Origin of the sequence: Amycolatopsis sp. FU40, from assembly GCF_021903635.1 — a bacterium.
In the GTDB taxonomy this organism is placed as follows: domain Bacteria; phylum Actinomycetota; class Actinomycetes; order Mycobacteriales; family Pseudonocardiaceae; genus Amycolatopsis; species Amycolatopsis dendrobii.
Genome location: NZ_CP091381.1, coordinates 6,536,013 through 6,551,892, shown reverse-complemented (window position 1 = coordinate 6,551,892; position 15,880 = coordinate 6,536,013). Strand labels below are relative to the sequence as shown.

Annotated in this window: 14 protein-coding genes and 1 riboswitch; of the genes, 8 read left to right on the top strand and 6 right to left on the bottom strand. The window is 69.1% G+C overall.

The genetic code is table 11. From position 1 onward, the window contains the following. Window positions 1-16: 16 nt before the first annotated feature. From L3Q65_RS30615 to L3Q65_RS30595, 5 genes are all read right to left on the bottom strand, one after another. The gene (locus tag L3Q65_RS30615) at window positions 17-1,255 is read right to left on the bottom strand and encodes an aminodeoxychorismate synthase component I (RefSeq protein ID WP_237597284.1); all 1,239 of its coding nucleotides are present in this window, start codon (window positions 1,253-1,255) and stop codon (window positions 17-19) included. A 45-nt stretch (window positions 1,256-1,300) separates the two neighbouring features. Continuing rightward, window positions 1,301-1,915: a glycoside hydrolase family 25 protein gene (locus L3Q65_RS30610; RefSeq protein WP_237597283.1), complete on the bottom strand. Its 615-nt coding sequence runs from the start codon at window positions 1,913-1,915 to the stop codon at window positions 1,301-1,303. Window positions 1,916-2,012: 97 nt separating this feature from the next. Then, window positions 2,013-2,777: an ABC transporter permease gene (locus L3Q65_RS30605; RefSeq protein ID WP_237597282.1), complete on the bottom strand. Its 765-nt coding sequence runs from the start codon at window positions 2,775-2,777 to the stop codon at window positions 2,013-2,015. Beyond that, the gene (locus L3Q65_RS30600) at window positions 2,767-3,765 is read right to left on the bottom strand and encodes an ATP-binding cassette domain-containing protein (protein ID WP_237597281.1); all 999 of its coding nucleotides are present in this window, start codon (window positions 3,763-3,765) and stop codon (window positions 2,767-2,769) included. Before L3Q65_RS30600 ends, L3Q65_RS30605 begins: the two co-directional genes overlap by 11 nt. A 95-nt stretch (window positions 3,766-3,860) precedes the next feature. After that, complete coding sequence (locus tag L3Q65_RS30595; RefSeq protein ID WP_182889767.1) at window positions 3,861-4,448, bottom strand: PadR family transcriptional regulator; 588 nt, start codon at window positions 4,446-4,448, stop codon at window positions 3,861-3,863. 61 nt (window positions 4,449-4,509) lie between these two features. On the opposite strand from L3Q65_RS30595, the gene metG reads away from it, so the two are divergent. The 5 genes from metG (at window position 4,510) to L3Q65_RS30570 (ending at window position 12,215) form a co-directional block, all read left to right on the top strand. Continuing rightward, entirely contained in the window at window positions 4,510-6,306 is a 1,797-nt protein-coding gene (gene metG, locus L3Q65_RS30590; protein ID WP_182889768.1) for a methionine--tRNA ligase, read from the top strand. Between the two features lie 448 nt (window positions 6,307-6,754). Further along, window positions 6,755-7,579 (top strand): TatD family hydrolase, encoded by an 825-nt coding sequence (locus tag L3Q65_RS30585; protein WP_182889769.1) that lies wholly within the window; start codon window positions 6,755-6,757, stop codon window positions 7,577-7,579. Window positions 7,580-7,928: 349 nt separating this feature from the next. Beyond that, on the top strand, window positions 7,929-9,395 hold the full coding sequence (locus L3Q65_RS30580; RefSeq protein ID WP_370648132.1) for a transglycosylase family protein: 1,467 nt from the start codon (window positions 7,929-7,931) through the stop codon (window positions 9,393-9,395). A gap of 102 nt (window positions 9,396-9,497) precedes the next feature. Further along, window positions 9,498-10,340, top strand: coding sequence for a 16S rRNA (adenine(1518)-N(6)/adenine(1519)-N(6))-dimethyltransferase RsmA (gene rsmA, locus L3Q65_RS30575; protein ID WP_182889770.1), 843 nt, complete (start codon window positions 9,498-9,500; stop codon window positions 10,338-10,340). Window positions 10,341-10,895: 555 nt separating this feature from the next. Further along, a riboswitch (SAM riboswitch) is annotated at window positions 10,896-10,986 on the top strand. A 215-nt stretch (window positions 10,987-11,201) separates the two neighbouring features. Further along, entirely contained in the window at window positions 11,202-12,215 is a 1,014-nt protein-coding gene (locus L3Q65_RS30570; protein ID WP_182889771.1) for a methionine ABC transporter ATP-binding protein, read from the top strand. Window positions 12,216-12,324: 109 nt separating this feature from the next. Here the strand turns inward: L3Q65_RS30570 and L3Q65_RS30565 are convergent, their stop codons facing one another. Then, window positions 12,325-12,798, bottom strand: coding sequence for a hypothetical protein (locus tag L3Q65_RS30565; RefSeq protein ID WP_182889772.1), 474 nt, complete (start codon window positions 12,796-12,798; stop codon window positions 12,325-12,327). Between the two features lie 121 nt (window positions 12,799-12,919). On the opposite strand from L3Q65_RS30565, the gene L3Q65_RS30560 reads away from it, so the two are divergent. Genes L3Q65_RS30560 through L3Q65_RS30550 form a run of 3 tightly spaced genes read left to right on the top strand, consistent with a single transcriptional unit; the run spans window position 12,920 to window position 15,877 of the window. Beyond that, window positions 12,920-13,888: a 4-(cytidine 5'-diphospho)-2-C-methyl-D-erythritol kinase gene (locus L3Q65_RS30560; RefSeq protein WP_037820169.1), complete on the top strand. Its 969-nt coding sequence runs from the start codon at window positions 12,920-12,922 to the stop codon at window positions 13,886-13,888. A gap of 43 nt (window positions 13,889-13,931) precedes the next feature. Further along, window positions 13,932-15,701 (top strand): ABC-F family ATP-binding cassette domain-containing protein, encoded by a 1,770-nt coding sequence (locus tag L3Q65_RS30555; protein WP_182889773.1) that lies wholly within the window; start codon window positions 13,932-13,934, stop codon window positions 15,699-15,701. Then, on the top strand, window positions 15,698-15,877 hold the full coding sequence (locus L3Q65_RS30550) for a hypothetical protein (RefSeq protein ID WP_237597280.1): 180 nt from the start codon (window positions 15,698-15,700) through the stop codon (window positions 15,875-15,877). The genes L3Q65_RS30555 and L3Q65_RS30550 overlap by 4 nt, the downstream gene beginning before the upstream one ends. The last annotated feature ends 3 nt before the right edge of the window (window positions 15,878-15,880 follow it).

Sequence of the window (15,880 nt, the reverse complement as noted above, 5' to 3'; positions counted from 1 at the left end):
CCGGTTAGAACCGGGTTTAACACTCACGAGGTCTGGCCAGCAAGGACTCCAGCGGTGCCGCTTTGTGCAGGCACTCCTGCCATTCTACGGCGCTGTCCGAATCCGCCGTGATCCCGCCGCCGACCCCCAGCGCGATCCGATCCCCGCTGATCTCGAACGTCCGGATCGCCACGTTCAGCTCCAGCCCCGCCAGCGGCGACAGCAATCCGACGGCGCCGGTGTATACGCCGCGCGCCGTCGGTTCCAACTCGGCGATCAGGTCCAGTGCCCGAATCTTCGGCGCGCCGGTAACCGAACCCGGCGGGAACGTCGCCGCCAGCAACCCGGCATCCGTCACGCCGTCCGCCAGCCGACCCTCCACTGTGGACGCCAGATGCCACACGCCCGGAGCCGGATGCACGGCAAGCAGTTCCGGCACCACGACGCTGCCGACCTCGCACACCCGCCCGAGGTCGTTGCGCACCAGGTCGGTGATCATCACGTTCTCCGCGACGTCCTTCGCCGACTTCCGCAACCGGAGCGCGTTGCCGTCATCCGTCGGACCGCGACGGGGCAACGTCCCCTTGATCGGCGACGACCGCACGCGTCGGCCGTGGCGTGCCAAGAACAGCTCTGGCGACAGCGAAACCACCGAACCCCATTCACCGGTGACGTAAGCCGCCCGCCGCGGAGCCAGCCGTCGCACCCCTTCGGCGAACAGCGCGGCGGGCGACCCCTCGAACGTCCCGGTGAACCGCGAGCAGATGTTCGCCTGGAACAGTTCGCCTGCCTCGATCTCGTGCACGCACGCCTTCACCGCCTGCTCGTGTCCGGAAGGCCGGTCCAACGCGCTGGCGGACCACGACAGCTCCGCGGACCCAGCCAGCGCGCGTTCGATCACGGCAAGCTGCGCGTCGGCGTCGCCTTCGAGCGACTCGAACCAGCACCCTCCCGCCGCGTCCCAGCGCAGCACGTGATCCGCCCAGCCCCAGGCCGACTCCGGAACCCCGGTGGAGCGGCCGGACGGATCCGCCTGGTCGTAAGCCAGAAACCCGAACCACCCGCCACCGATCCGCTCAGACGGACCCGAGACCGAAAAGGCCGACGGGAAGGGCCGCGGAGTCACCGCCACGAACGGCGCCACCACCGCCGGCGACCCGAACCAGTTCCCGCAGACCGCGGCGGGTTCGGGCAGGCCGTGCGCCCGGGCGTACGCGGACAGCAGAACGAGCACCCGAGAAGGGGTCAGGTCGGTCCGCAGCCGCTGGAAACGCATCGCGCCATTGTGCCGGAAACCGGCGGTGACCAGCGGAAAAGGTGATCAGAGCAGCACATCGGTCAGCGCGAACGGATACACCACCGCGTCCTGCGCCACCGGCCCGTCGACGCCGGGCACGTCCGGCGCGAAGGCGTGCTGGTGCAGCCCGAGCCGCGAATGGAACCAGCCGGGCCGTCCGGGGATGCCGTTGTGCCGCACGAGCCACAGCACGACGTCGGAATCGGCCCAGCGGTCCGGGTGCAGCCGGTGCGCCCAGCAGTCGTGCCCGGCGTACACGAGGACCCGGCGGATCCGCGCCGCGTGCCGCACGTGCTTGATCCACGCCTTCACGAACCGGTCGTCGACGCTCTGCGCGTCCACTTCCAGTGCGGGCGCGAGCGATCCGGGTGCGAACGCGCCGAGCCTGCTCGCCGTCCGGACGAAATGGTCGGCCTGGTCGTGCACCGCTCCAGGACGCGCGTAGTGCCGGGCCCCGGTGTGGATGCCCGCGTGCTGGGCCGCGGCCAGCGTCCGTTCCGCGCCCGGATCGCTCCAGTTGACGTTCTCGCTGATCGTGACCGAGGCGAACCGCACGTCGGCGCCGCGCACCGCCGCCCAATCGAGCACTTGCTCGCGATGAGTGAGCGTGAGTCCGCGCCCACTCTCCGGTTCCGCCACCTCGCACCCCTGACAAGCCCCACGACGGGTGAAAGGCCACCCTACGTCCGGAATTCCGGAGCGGGGTGACCTTTCCCGGCGTGTCGATAGGCTTTGATCAGGCGTTTTCCCGTTGGAAGGTGCGCGTTCCCCACCAGATCGCCAAAACGGCCATGACCAGCACGACCACGCTCCCGGTGAACAGCGCGTCCATCGAGAAGTCGCCGCGGAAGCTGTTGCGCTCCACGTCGACCACGTGCCGGAACGGGTTGATCTGCGAGATCGTGTACAGCCACTTCGGGGCCAGCCCGGCGGTGATCGGGATCAGGATCCCGGACAGCAGCAGCAACGGCATGAGCACCGCGTTGAGCAGCGCCGGGAACGCCTCCTCGCTCTTGAGCGTGAGCGCTAGCGCGTAGGAGCACGACGCCAGCGTGAGCGCGAGCAGGAACACGATCGCCAGGCTGAGCAGCACGCCGCCGACCGGGGCGTTCAGGTCGAACACCAGGTAGGCGAGCAGGATGATCAGCACCGATTGCACAGTCGCCTGCAACGCGTTCGCCAGCACCTTCCCGAGCAGCAGCGCGGCCCGGTGCACCGGGGTGACGCGCAGCCGCTCGACCACGCCGGACCGGAATTCGGCCAGCAGCCCGAAGCCCACGAAGGAACTGCCGAACAGCGCCAGCTGCGCGATCAGCGCGGGCGTGAGCACCATCCAGCCGTCGACCTCGGACATCCCCTGCGCGCTGAGCGACTTGACCAGCAGCGGGCCGAAGAAGAACAGGTACAGCAACGGCTGGGCGAGCCCGATCAGCAGCCATGCCGGATTCCGCAACGCGCCCGCCATGTCGCGGCGGAAAATCAGCCAGGTGTCATGCAACACCGGACACCTCCGGTTCCGCCGGCGCGGGCTGCTCGGCTTCGCGCAGCGACCGGCCGGTGAGGGTAAGGAATACGTCGTCCAAGGTCGGCCGCGTGACCTGCATCGAGGTCGTCGCGATCTCCTTGGCGTCGAGCGCGCGCAGCAGCTCCGGCATCGCGGTGTCGCCGCGCGGCACCCGGAACCGGATCGACCCCTCGCGCACCGCGAACTCGTGCGCGCCGGGCAGTTGCCGGGCCAGGTCGGCGGCGGCCTCGGCGGATCGCGGATCCACCTCGATCGCCACCCCGTCGCCGGAGACCTGCTCCTTCAGTGCGTCCGGATGCCCCTCGGCGACGATCCGGCCGTCGTCGATCACGATCAGCCGGTCGGCCAGCGCGTCCGCCTCGTCGAGGTAATGCGTGGTCAGGAAGATCGTGACGCCCTGCTCCGCGCGCAGCCGCCGGATGTGTTCCCACAGGTTCGCCCGGCTCTGCGGGTCGAGCCCGGTGGACGGCTCGTCCAGGAAGACCAGCCCCGGCGAATGGATCAGCCCCAGTGCGATGTCGAGCCTGCGCCGCTGACCCCCGGAGAGCGTCTTCGTGGCCCGCTGTTCGAGCCCGGTCAGGTCGAGTTGTTCGGCGAGCACCTTGCCGCGCGCGATCGCGTCGGCCTTGCTCATCCGGTACAGCCTGCCCTGCAGTTCCAGCTCTTCGCCGACGCGCGATTCGGGCGCGGTTCCGCCGCCCTGGGCGACGTACCCGATGTTGCGGCGCACCCCCGCCGCGTCGGTGAGCAGGTCGTGCCCGCCGACGGTCGCCGTGCCCGCGGTCGGTCTCAACAAGGTGGTGAGCATGCGCAGCGTCGTGGTCTTGCCCGCCCCGTTCGGGCCGAGGAACCCGACCAGTTCGCCCGCCTCGACGTCGAGATCGACCCCCTTCACCGCGTGCACTTCGCCACCGGCTCGGCCCTTGCGGCGGAACCGCCGCTCGAGTCCGCGTGCCGTGATCATGGATTGCCCCTCTCCTCCCAAGAAGATCAACTAGTCAATCTTGACTAGTTGACGCGCACACTGTGCCCGAGGAAGGAGGGGTTAGTCAAATTTGATTACTCGGGGGCTGGCGGAGCGAAGGCCGAACCCGGGTCGTCGGCCATCACGTACTCGCCCGCCTCGAGCCTGCCGATCAGGCCGGTGAGCCATTCCCGGCTCGCGCTGGCGATCCCGCCCCACAGGCGGAACAGTTCGGCGACGTGCGGCGGTTTCCCCCAGGTGTCGTCCTCGAGGCTCAACCGCGATCGGCGCTCTTCCGCCTCGAAGTGGACCAGGTTCTGCCTGAGCAGGCTGATCGTGTACTTCCGCGGGAGCGCGGGCATCAGGCTCACCGCCGCGCACAGCTCCGCGTTGCTCGCGGCCGGATCGGACAAGCCCTTCGCGATGAGGATCTGGAACTCCTGCTCGCCCGCTTGCGAGAGCCGGTAGGCGACCCGGTCCGGACCGCCGTCGCCCGGTTCGACGTCGATCTTCTCCAGCAGGTCCTCGGCGGCCATCTTCTTGAGCGCGTGGTAGATCGAACCGGGCTGGACGTTCGCCCACTTGTCCGCCGACCACGACAGCAGTTCGCGGCGCACCTGGTAGCCGTGCGCGCGGCCGAACATCCGCACGACCCCGAGCACCAGCAGACGCGTCGCCGACACCGGCTCTCCCTTCCCCGACCGCCAGGAAACGCCCTGGAGCGCATCCGTAGGCTAAACAGGTATGAGCACCCCTGTGTTGACCGCGGTGGCCTGGCCCTACGCCAACGGCCCCCGCCACATCGGCCACGTGTCCGGATTCGGCGTCCCGTCCGACGTCTTCTCCCGCTACCAGCGAATGGCCGGCAACCGGGTGCTCATGGTGTCCGGGACCGACGAACACGGCACGCCGATCACCGTCCAGGCGGACAAAGAGGGGATGACCCCGCAGCAGACCGCGGACAAGTACACCCGCCAGATCGACGAGGACCTGCGCGGCCTCGGCCTTTCCTACGACCTGTTCACCCGCACCACCACCGGCAACCACGCCGCGGTGACGCAGGAGATCTTCCTCGCGCTCAACCGCAACGGCTACGTCGTCCCGAAGACCACCCGCGGCGCGATCAGCCCGTCCACCGGCCGCACGCTGCCCGACCGCTACATCGAGGGCACCTGCCCGATCTGCGGCTACGACGGCGCGCGCGGCGACCAGTGCGACAACTGCGGCAACCAGCTCGACGCCGCCGAGCTGATCAACCCGAAGTCGCGGATCAACGGCGAGACGCCGAAGTTCGTCGAGACCGAGCACTACTTCCTCGACCTGCCCGCGTTCACCCGGACCCTCGGCGACTGGCTCGGCACCAAAACCGACTGGCGCCCGAACGTCCTCAACTTCACCAAGAACCTGATCGACGACATGCGGCCGCGGCCGATCACCCGCGACCTCGACTGGGGCGTGAAGATCCCGCTGGACGGCTGGCGCGACCAGCCGCTCAAGCGGTTCTACGTCTGGTTCGACGCGGTCATCGGCTACTTCTCCGCCAGCGTCGAATGGGCGCGCCGCAACGGCACCCCGGACGCCTGGCAGGAGTGGTGGGCCAACGACGCCGCGCGCGCCTACTACTTCATGGGCAAGGACAACATCACCTTCCACGCCCAGATCTGGCCCGCGCTGCTGCTCGGCCAGAACGGCAGCGGCGACCGCGGCGGCGAGCCGGGCAAGTACGGCAAGCTGCACCTGCCGGACGAGATCGTGTCCAGCGAGTTCCTCACCATGAGCGGGTCGAAGTTCTCCACCTCCCGGGGAACCGTCATCTACGTGCACGACTTCTTGCGGGAGTTCGGGCCGGACGCGCTGCGGTACTTCATCTCGGTGGCCGGGCCGGAGACGCAGGACACGGACTTCACGTGGGACGAGTTCGTGCGGCGGACGAACTTCGAGCTGGCCAACGAGTGGGGGAACCTCGTCAACCGGTCGATTTCCATGGCGCACAAGAACAATGGGGCGATTCCGGCCCCGACCGCGCCTGCGCCCGCGGACGAGGAGCTGAAGGCGTTGTCCCGGCAGGCGTTTGAGACCGCTGGGGGGCATCTGGCGCGGTCGCGGTTCAAGCTGGCCGCGGCTGAGGCGATGCGGGTGGTTACGGCGGCCAACCGGTATCTGTCGGATCAGGAGCCGTGGAAGCTCAAGGACGATCCGGACCGGCGGGACGCGGTGTTGCACACGGCGTTGCAGGTGGTCAGCGACGCCAATACGTTGTTGACGCCGTTCCTGCCGCATTCGGCGCAGAAGGTGCACGAGGCGCTTGGCGGGACTGGGGTTTGGGCTGCGCAGCCTGAGCTTCAGGAGGTTGAGGATCTTGACCTGCCTGGTCGGGTCAATCCGATTCTGACCGGGGATTACGCCGGGGAGCAGGCTAAGTGGGAGTCTCAGCCGGTTGAGGTTGGGCGGCCGTTGGAGAAGCCGACTCCGTTGTTCACGAAGCTGGATCCGAAGTTGGGGGAGACTGGGCCGGAGTGGGCTCCGATCGTGACTGATTGAGGTCTCGGGCGGGCTCGTCGCCCTGGGGGCGACATTGCGCTCGGGGGTGGCCCCCACCCCCGAAGTTTTATTGTGCTGACGGTTCGGGGGTGCTTGTCAAGGCGGGAAAGATGCCTTGACAAGCACCCCGAACCGCAGGGCGGCTTCGGATCGGGGTTGGGGGCGGTGTGGGGTGCCTCCGTCGGTGGGTGCGTCGGCTGCGGTTTGTGAGTGGGGCTAGCGCCCCAATGTGGCGTTGGGTGCATGTGGCGCACCCAATGTGGCGTTCGGTGCGTGGGATGCACCCAATGTGGCATTGGGGCGTACCCCTGCGGCTGCGCTGGGCGGGCGGTCCGTGAAGGGGCCCCTCGCGAACCGGGTGCGGGTCGCGAAGGGAACCCTGGGGAATCTGGGTCCCGCAGGGTTCCCCTCACGGCATCTGCGGGCGGGGGCGCAGTAGCTTGGGGTCATGGGTGACGAGAAGCGCGAACTTCCCCCGATTCCCGACCGGCTGCCGGTGACGGTGGTTGACGCGCACACTCATCTCGACGCGTGCGGTGCGGAGACTGCGGCTGACGTCGCGGAGATGGTTGACCGCGCGGAACGGGCTGGGGTCGCGCGGGTTGTCACTGTCGCGGACGACCTCGCTGCTGCTCGTTGGGCGTCCGAGGCGTCCACCTGGGACTCGCGGGTGTTTGCCGCAGTGGCTATTCATCCCACGCGCACCAAGGAATTCGGGGCCGCCGAACAGTCCGAAGTGGAGCGTCTGGCGCGTGGCGAGCGGGTGGTCGCGGTCGGCGAGACGGGGCTCGATTACTACTGGGACTACTCGCCGCACGATGCGCAGCAGGCTGCGTTTCGCTGGCACATCGACCTCGCGAAGCGGCTTGGCAAGGCTCTGATGATCCACGATCGCGACGCGCACGAGGACGTGCTTCGCATCCTCGACGAGGAAGGCGCGCCCGAGACGGTGGTCTTCCACTGCTTCTCTGGCGACGAGCACATCGCGCGCCGCTGTGTCGACAAGGGCTACATCCTGTCCTTCGCGGGCACGGTCACCTTTAAGAACGCGCGCGGGCTGCATGAGGCCGCGCGTCTCGTGCCGCGTGGGCAGTTCCTCGCGGAGACTGACGCGCCGTTTTTGACGCCTCATCCCTACCGTGGGCGGCCGAACGAGCCGTATTGCACTGCCTACACCGTTCGCTTCCTCGCTCAGCTGCGCGGCGAAGCGGTCCACGAGGTGGCCGAAGCGGTCCGGACCACTGCCGAACGCGCATATCGGCTGCCCGCCTGATTCCGTAGTGTCACAACGAGTTGCACGGATTGCGACATTCGAGACCGCGCATTCGTCCACCTGATGAGTGACACAAGTCACGACACTCCGGGGGGTGTTTGCGCAACCTGCCAACACCCGTTACTGTCCCGTGATCGTGCCGGTCGGTACCGCGACGCGGAGCCGGCTGATACGCCCACCAGTCACGTCAGTGCACGTCGGGGAAGCGGAACCGAGGTTGGTACGACTCGGGACCGTGACGATGGCGCTGGCTGGGGGTGTCGGACTTGAGAGGCGCGCCCGAGGGTGCGTCGCGAACGAAGGACGACGCGCGAACGACGCGCGGTGTCTTGGGAAAGGGAACGACCCGGTGACTGGTAGTCGGCAGGATGACTCGCGTCTTGACGCGGGTTCGGCGTATTTCTCCTCCTCCGCGTCCTCGGTGGCCGTGCTCGACCGCGAGCTCGAGGACACCGCTTACGGGCAGCTTGACTTCTCCGACGAGCTCCGGGTGACCGAGCAGGACGTGCTCGCCGCGCTCGGCCCGGACGCCGACATGCTGATGTCGGAAATCGACATCGACGTCGACGAGCTGATCCGCCTCATCAACGCGGAAACCACGATGCTTCCGCCGCTCGTCCTCCCGGACGAGGTCGAGCAGGACCGCACCGCCTCCCCGCAGGCCAAGAAGGCCGCGGTCGAGGAAGGGCTGCGCGAGGCGACCAAGACCTGGAAGCGCCGCTTCCTCAAGGGTGCCGTGCTTTCGCTGCTGGTCACCGTCGGCGGTGGCGGCGCGGCGGCGCTCGCGATGAACAAGAGCATCACCGTCGACGTCGACGGCCACCAGCAGACCGTGCACAGCTACGGCGGCACCGTCGGCGAGGTGCTCGAGGACGCGGGCCTGTCGGTCGGCGAGCACGACGCGCTTTCGCCCTCGCCGCAGGCGGCGGTCGGCGACGGCGGCGTCATCAAGCTTGAGCGCGGCCGTCAGCTGAACCTCGTCGTGGACGGCGTGTCCCGGCCCTCGTGGGTCCGCGCGACCACGCTCGGCGAGGCCATGGGCCAGCTCGGCATGGGCAGCATGCTTTCCCAGGGCGCGTGGACGTCGATGCCGTCGTCCGGCGAACTGCCGCTGGAGGGTTCGACCGTCCAGGTCAAGACCCTCAAGCACATCACGCTTTTCGACGGCACCAACGCGCCCCGCAAGGTGGACACCACCGCGGTGACCACCAAGGAGCTCGCCTCCGACCTGAAGCTGAACCTGGGCCCGGACGACGCGATCGAGGGCGGCCTCGACGTCAGCCTGAAGAACGGTGCCGAGGTCCACGTCAGCCGCATGGGCGTGTCGATGGTCAACCAGGAAGAGACCATCGACCCCGAGGTGCAGAAGGTCGACGACCCGACGCAGCTGCAGGGCCAGCAGAGCGTCGAGGACCCGGGCACGCCGGGCAAGAAGCTGGTGACCTACAAGGTCACGAAGAAAAACGGCGAGGAAGTCGCGCGCGAGCAGGTCTCGGAGAAGGTGCTCGTCGAGGCCAAGGCCAAGATCATCAAGGTCGGCACCAAGAAGCCGCCGCAGCCGGCGATCGGCGACGGATCCGCGTGGGACCGCATCGCGCAGTGCGAGTCGGGCGGCAACTGGTCGATCAACACCGGCAACGGCTACTACGGCGGCCTTCAGTTCGACAAGCAGACCTGGAACGCCTACGGCGGCGACCAGTACGCGGCGCTGCCGAGCCAGGCCAGCCGCGAGCAGCAGATCGCGGTGGCCGAGAAGGTCCGTGCCGCTCGCGGTGGCGGCTACGGTGCCTGGCCGGTGTGCGGCGCGAAGGCGTGACCTGAGTTTTCCCGGCAGGCGGCTGTGAGCTTCGAGCTCACGGCCGCCTGTTTTCGTACTCCGCGTTGCCGGGGCGCTGACGGCGCTGGGTAGGCTCGTGCGGTGGTGGAACTGCTGGGGCCTGCCGAAATCCGCGGGCTGGCCGACGAACTCGACGTCCGGCCCACGAAGAAGCTCGGGCAGAACTTCGTGCACGACCCCAACACGGTCCGCCGCATCGTCGAACTCGGCGGCGTGCAGCCCGGGGATGTCGTCCTGGAGGTCGGTCCCGGCCTCGGCTCGCTGACGCTGGGCCTGCTCGCCGCGGGCGCTCAGGTCGTCGCGGTGGAGATCGATCCGGTGCTGGCCGCCCGCCTGCCGCGCACAGTGGCCGAGCGCGCGCCTGAGGCAGCGGAGCGGCTGACCGTCGTCGGCGCGGACGCGTTGCGGGTGCGGGCCGCTGATCTCCCGGCTGAGCCGGTGTCGATCGTCGCGAACCTGCCGTACAACGTCGCGGTACCGGTGGTGCTGCACCTGCTGGCCGAGCTGCCGTCGCTGCGCAGCGGGCTGGTAATGGTCCAGACCGAGGTCGCTGACCGGATGGCAGCGGGTCCGGGAAGCCGCACCTACGGAGTGCCGAGTGTGAAGCTCGCTTGGTACGGCCCGGCGCGGAAGGTCGCCGCGGTGCCGCGCGCGGTGTTCTGGCCGGTGCCGAACGTCGATTCCGCGCTGGTCTCGTTCAGCCGGACCGACCCGGTTTCCGGCGTGGATCGCGCACGGCTGTTCGCGGTGGTCGACGCGGCGTTCTCGCAGCGACGCAAGACTTTGCGGGCCGCGCTGGCCGGGTGGGCCGGTTCTGCCGAGCGGGCCGGCGAACTGCTCGCGGAGGCGGGGATCGACCCGAAGACGCGCGGGGAGCAGTTGGACGTGCACGCGTTCGCGCGGATCGCGGCTGCCGGAAGCTGACCCCCTCTCGCGGCGCTCGCTTGTGCCGTGCAACTCCGGCGGGGCGGCGGGTATTCCCTGGTTTCGCTGCGTTGTCCGATGATCTTGTGTCGTCGCTGATTGTGAGTCACCCACCGCCATTCAGATACTCTTAGTGATCACGCGGCTACGGCCGAAACCGCCCTCCACCTGTGACGAGCAGCTCGGCATTCGGGGGAGTCCGGCTGCTCCGCGCTCCGGATTGTTCAGCGGTGCCGACCCGAGGTGCTTCGCTCCGCTGACCTATCTCGACCCGGTCGAGGCCTCCGTGAGCCGAGCGTCGAGGCTCGCGAACCGCCGCCACTTGACAACGAGAAAACTCTTGTTCCACAAAGATCCTTGATCGTCCACAGTGGAACGAACTAGTTCGCCGCCGAGGTCCGCCGCGGGTGTTTCGCAGGTCGAGGCACTGTTCGGCGACCGAGGTTCCGGGTTTCCGGTTCTTGGACGCGGTGTTCCGGCATGCGGGCACCACCAGACGTGTGATCTGCACCAACGCGCTTGCGTTCAGCCAATGGGATCGGCTTTACTCGAAAGCGTCCATCCCGAGCGACTGAGAGACCTGGCTCGCCGAAGTCGCAGCAACCACCCTCCGCAGGGCAGGTGCTACCGCCAGGACCGATGGAGGCTGTTTTCGATGAAGAGGGTCACCCGCCCGCTCCTGCTGACCCGCCGGCGCGTAGTCGACGAAGGTCGCCGCTCGGTATGTGCGTGTCAACGCTCCATGGTCATCGCCTGATCGTTTTTTCCGCAGTTTCTTGCGCCGTCCACAGTGGACGGTAATTCGATGACGCCTGGCGCGCCCGGAATCGGCGCTGCGCCTCGTTTGCCTGGAGCCCTTTCGTGATCACTGTCGAAAACGTGTCCAAGTCCTTTCCCTTCCACGGAAATCGTGTCGCCGCGCTGCGCGACGTGAGCGTTGACGTGCAAGCCGGTTCGCTGTTCGGGGTTGTGGGTCCCTCCGGTTCCGGCAAGTCGACCCTCGCCCGCTGCATCGCGCTGCAGGAGCGCCCCGACCGCGGCGTCGTGCGGCTCGACGGCCTCAACACCGCGACGCTCGACGGCAAGCGGCTGCGGGAGATCCGCCGCCAGCTGGGCGTCGTCGGGACCAAGCCGGAGCTGATCGCCGAACGCACCATCGCGGGCAATATCGCCAGCCCGCTGGAGCAACTCGGCGTCGACGGCCCGCAGCGGCGCAGCCGGGTCGGCTCGCTGCTCGACCTGGTCGGCCTCACCGCCCGCGCCGCGCAGAAGCCCGAAGAACTCACCGAAGGCCAGCTCCGCCGGGTCGCGGTCGCCAAGGCGCTCGCCGCCGGACCGGCCGTGCTTCTCGCTGACGACCCGACCGCCGGGATCGCGGCCGAGGACGCGGGCGCGGTGCTCGCCGTGCTCGACCGGGCGCGGGCCGAGCTGGGCGTGACGATCGTCGTCACCACGCCGGACGCGGACGTCGTCCGCCGGGTCTGCGACGACGTCGCGGTGCTCGACAACGGCGCGATCGTCGAGCGCGGCACGGTGCTCGACCTGATCTCGACGCCGGACAGCTGGACCGCGCAGGCGGTGCTGCCGTCGGTCGAGACCTCGCGCGCCCAGTCCGCGAAGTACGACCGCGCGGTCGACGTCGTCCTGATCGGCTTCGCTTCGGTTGGCGCCCTGCTGCCCGAGGCGGCCAGCCGGTTCGACGTGGAGCTCGCCACCATCGGCGGCGGCCTCACCCGCATCGGGGACACCCCGATCGCCCGGTTCCGCCTCGGCGTCCGCGGCGAGCGGGCCGATGCCGCGCTGTCCTGGATCTCCGACCGGGGCGCGCACGTGAGCCAGCCGGCGCGCGGTCCGCAGAGCGTCGTCGCCGCCTGATTTCCCTTTTACCGAGCTGTTTTCCGAGGGCCGTCCCATTCGATTGGGGCGGCCCTCGCCGCATCTGCGGGACGCATCGCCCGAGAGATCAGGACATGCGGTCAAGGTTCTAGGACACGCGTCCTGAAGTCTGTCCATTGTGGTCGTTCCGGCGCACGATCTCCGCCAGCTCCGGATCCGCGTGCGCCTCGGCGGCCTGCTTCCACTTCGCCACGAGGGCGGCGAACGGCGCCGGGTTGCCGAGGGATTCGGTTCGCTCCAGGGTTTCGGCCAGTTCGCCGACGAACGTCCGCACCTCTTCCGCCGACAGGTACCGCGCCCACGGGAACGCGGCGGGCAGCGCCTCGGCGGCGAGCGCGACCGTCTCGGCACTGCGGCGCAGCAGTTCCACGAGGATCGCGACGGCCGCCGAAAACCCGGCCGCCGCCTGCTCGGCGCGCTCGGCGGTGACGAGCACCAGATCGGGTTTGTCCTTCTCCCGTCGGCGAATCCGGACCGACCGGGTCGGCGAACCTTCGAGCTGGTCGGTGACCCGGCGCGGGTGCAGGGACAGCTCGGACAGGTTGACCTCCGGCGTGCGCATAGTTACAAAGTAGTTCCAAATTAGTCCGGCTGGCCACTCCGGAGCGACGACTGGGGGAACTTCCGTGCCAACGTTTTCTCCTGACGGCACCTGGTCAGCGACAGCCACGTAGGCTGGACGGGTGCTCGCCGTCGTTCCACCACCAGTCACCGTCCGGGTCCCGGCCAAGGTCAACCTGCACCTGGCCGTCGGCGACCTGCGGGCGGACGGGTTCCACGAGCTGGTCACCGTCTTCCAGGCGCTTTCGCTCACCGACGAGGTGACCGTCGCGGCCACCGACGAGCCAGGGCTCGAGGTGTACGGCGAGGGGGAGCGCACGGTGCCCACCGACGGCGCCAACCTCGCCTGGCGAGCCGCGCGCGAGCTGGCCTCTTACGCCGGACGGCCGGACGCGGATGAGCCGAAGGTGCGAATCGTGCTGCGCAAGGGCATTCCGGTCGCGGGCGGCATGGCGGGCGGGAGCGCGGACGCGGCCGCGGCGCTGGTCGGGCTCTCGTCGCTCTGGAAACTCGACATCACCCGCGACGAGCTGGCCACCATCGCCGGCCGGCTGGGCAGCGACGTGCCCTTCGCGCTGTACGGCGGCACCGCGCTCGGCACCGGCCGCGGCGAGCAGCTCGTTCCGGTGCTCGCGCGCCACACGTTCCATTGGGTGCTGGCCTTCGACGAGGAAGGCCTGTCCACGCCCAAGGTGTTCGGCGAACTCGACCGGCTGCGCGCGGACGGCAAGCCGCCGCGGATCGGGTCGCACACGCCGGTCGTGGAGGCGCTCGCGTCGGGCGATCCTCGCCAACTCGCCCTGTTGCTCGGCAATGACTTGCAGGCGGCCGCGGTGTCGCTGCGGCCCGGCCTGCGCCGCACGCTGCGTGCCGGGGTGAACGCGGGCGCGCTTGCCGGATGCGTGTCCGGCTCCGGGCCGACGTGCGCGTTCCTGTGCTCCGACGCGGAAACCGCGGTCGAGGTGGCCGCCGAGCTGTCCGGCGCGGGGGTATGCCGGACGGTGCGGGTCGCGCACGGCCCGGTGCCCGGGGCCAGGGTGGTCGGCGGCGACGACGCTCCGCGCAACGCGCCGCCGCGCGTGCACGCCTGAACCGCAAAGCTTGAATCAATAGTCCACAGTGGAAAGGATCCGGATGGCCAACCTGGTCAACCTGGAATCGGTGAGCAAGTCCTACGGCGTGAAGCCGTTGCTGGACAACGTTTCCCTCGGCGTCGCCGAGGGGCAGCGGATCGGCGTAGTCGGGCTCAACGGCGGCGGCAAGACGACGCTGCTCGAAGTCCTTTCCGGACTGAGCGAACCGGATTCCGGCCGGGTGAGCCAGGTGCGCGACCTGCGGATGGCCGTCGTCACCCAGCGCACCGAACTGCCGACCGGCAGCACGGTCGGCGACGTGGTGCTGCAACGTTACGGGGCCGAGCACGAATGGGCCGCCGACGCGCGCGTCCGGTCTATTGTGGACGGTCTGGGCATCACCGCGATCGGACTCGACACCCCGACCGCGAACCTGTCCGGCGGCGAACGCCGTCGCGTCGCGCTGGCCGCCGCGCTGACCGGCGAGCTGGACCTCGTGGTGCTCGACGAGCCCACTAACCACCTTGACGTCGAAGGCGTTCGCTGGCTCGCCGACCATCTGCTGGGCCGCCGGATCGCGGTCGTGGTCGTGACGCACGACCGGTGGTTCCTCGACACCGTCGCGAGCCTCACCTGGGAGGTCGCGAACGGCCGGGTCGAGCAGTACGAAGGCGGTTACGCCGACTGGATTTTCGCCCGCGCCGAACGCGCCCGCCTCGCCGCGACCGCGGAGGAGAAGCGGCAGAACCTGGCGCGCAAGGAATTGGCGTGGCTGCGGCGCGGTCCGCAGGCGCGTTCCTCGAAGCCGCGCTACCGCGTCGAAGCCGCCGAGGCGCTGATCGCCGACGTGCCGCCGCCGCGCGATTCGGTGGAGCTGATGGCGTTCGCGAAGCGCCGGCTCGGCAAGACGGTGCTGGAGCTGGAAGACGCATCGCTGCGGGTTGGCGACCGGACCTTGCTAGATCACGTGACGTGGCGGATCGGCCCTGGCGACCGGATCGGTCTGGTCGGCGTGAACGGCTCCGGCAAGACCACGCTGCTGAAGCTGCTGGGCGGCGACGTCGAATCGCCGACCGGACGACGGGTGCAGGGCAAGACGGTCGCGCTCGCGCACCTGCGCCAGGAACTCGACGACCTGCCCGCTGATCTTCGTGTGCTGCAAGCGATCGAGCAGGTCTCCGGTCGCGTCGTGTTCGGCAAGCAGGAGATGACCGCGTCGCAGCTCGGCGAAAAGCTCGGCTTTCCGGCGGCTCGGCAGTGGACGCCGGTCGGCGACCTGTCCGGTGGCGAGCGTCGCCGGCTGCAGCTGTGCCGGTTGCTGATGGCCGAGCCGAACGTGCTGCTGCTGGACGAGCCGACGAACGACCTGGACATCGACACCCTGCAACAGCTCGAAGACCTCCTCGACGGCTGGCCGGGCACGATGGTGGTGGTCTCGCACGACCGGTACCTGGTCGAGCGAGTCTGCGACGCCACGTATGCGCTTCTCGGCGACGGCAAGGTCACCCATCTGCCGGGCGGCATCGAGGAGTACCTGCAACGCCGCGCTCGCGCGAAGGAGGCCGCGCCGCGTCGCGAAGCACCGGCCGCGGAGAAGACCGAGGCCAAGCGCAGTGCGGCGGAAACCCGTGCGGCGCAAAAGGAATTGGGCCGGTTGGAGCGAAAGCTGGACCAGCTCGCGAAGCGGGAAGAGAAGCTGCACGCCGCTTTGGCGGAGGCAGCTACCGACCCGGAGAAGCTGATCGAGCTGAACACCGAGCTGAAGGCCGTCCTGGCGGAGAAGGACGACGTCGAGGCGCGGTGGCTGGAGACGTCCGAACTCGCCGAGTGACTCACGAGAAAATCGGCGGACGGACGGCGACGTTCGCGCTGCCGGAGTTCCGGAAACCGACCCGCGACGAGCCGCCGCAGGCCCATCTGGACCGGTCCGTCCGCAACCCGTCTGACACCGGACATCCGCTGTTCACGCCGCCGCGGGCAGTGCCGGAAAACCGGACAGTAATCTGACGC

What these genes read in the sequence shown, in the direction of transcription:
- L3Q65_RS30615 (WP_237597284.1), bottom strand. Translation starts at nt 1,255, where the DNA reads ATGCGTTTCCAGCGGCTGCGGACCGACCTGACCCCTTCTCGGGTGCTC.
- L3Q65_RS30600 (WP_237597281.1), bottom strand. Translation starts at nt 3,765, where the DNA reads ATGATCACGGCACGCGGACTCGAGCGGCGGTTCCGCCGCAAGGGCCGA.
- metG (WP_182889768.1), top strand. Translation starts at nt 4,510, where the DNA reads ATGAGCACCCCTGTGTTGACCGCGGTGGCCTGGCCCTACGCCAACGGC.
- L3Q65_RS30585 (WP_182889769.1), top strand. Translation starts at nt 6,755, where the DNA reads ATGGGTGACGAGAAGCGCGAACTTCCCCCGATTCCCGACCGGCTGCCG.
- L3Q65_RS30565 (WP_182889772.1), bottom strand. Translation starts at nt 12,798, where the DNA reads ATGCGCACGCCGGAGGTCAACCTGTCCGAGCTGTCCCTGCACCCGCGC.
- L3Q65_RS30555 (WP_182889773.1), top strand. Translation starts at nt 13,932, where the DNA reads ATGGCCAACCTGGTCAACCTGGAATCGGTGAGCAAGTCCTACGGCGTG.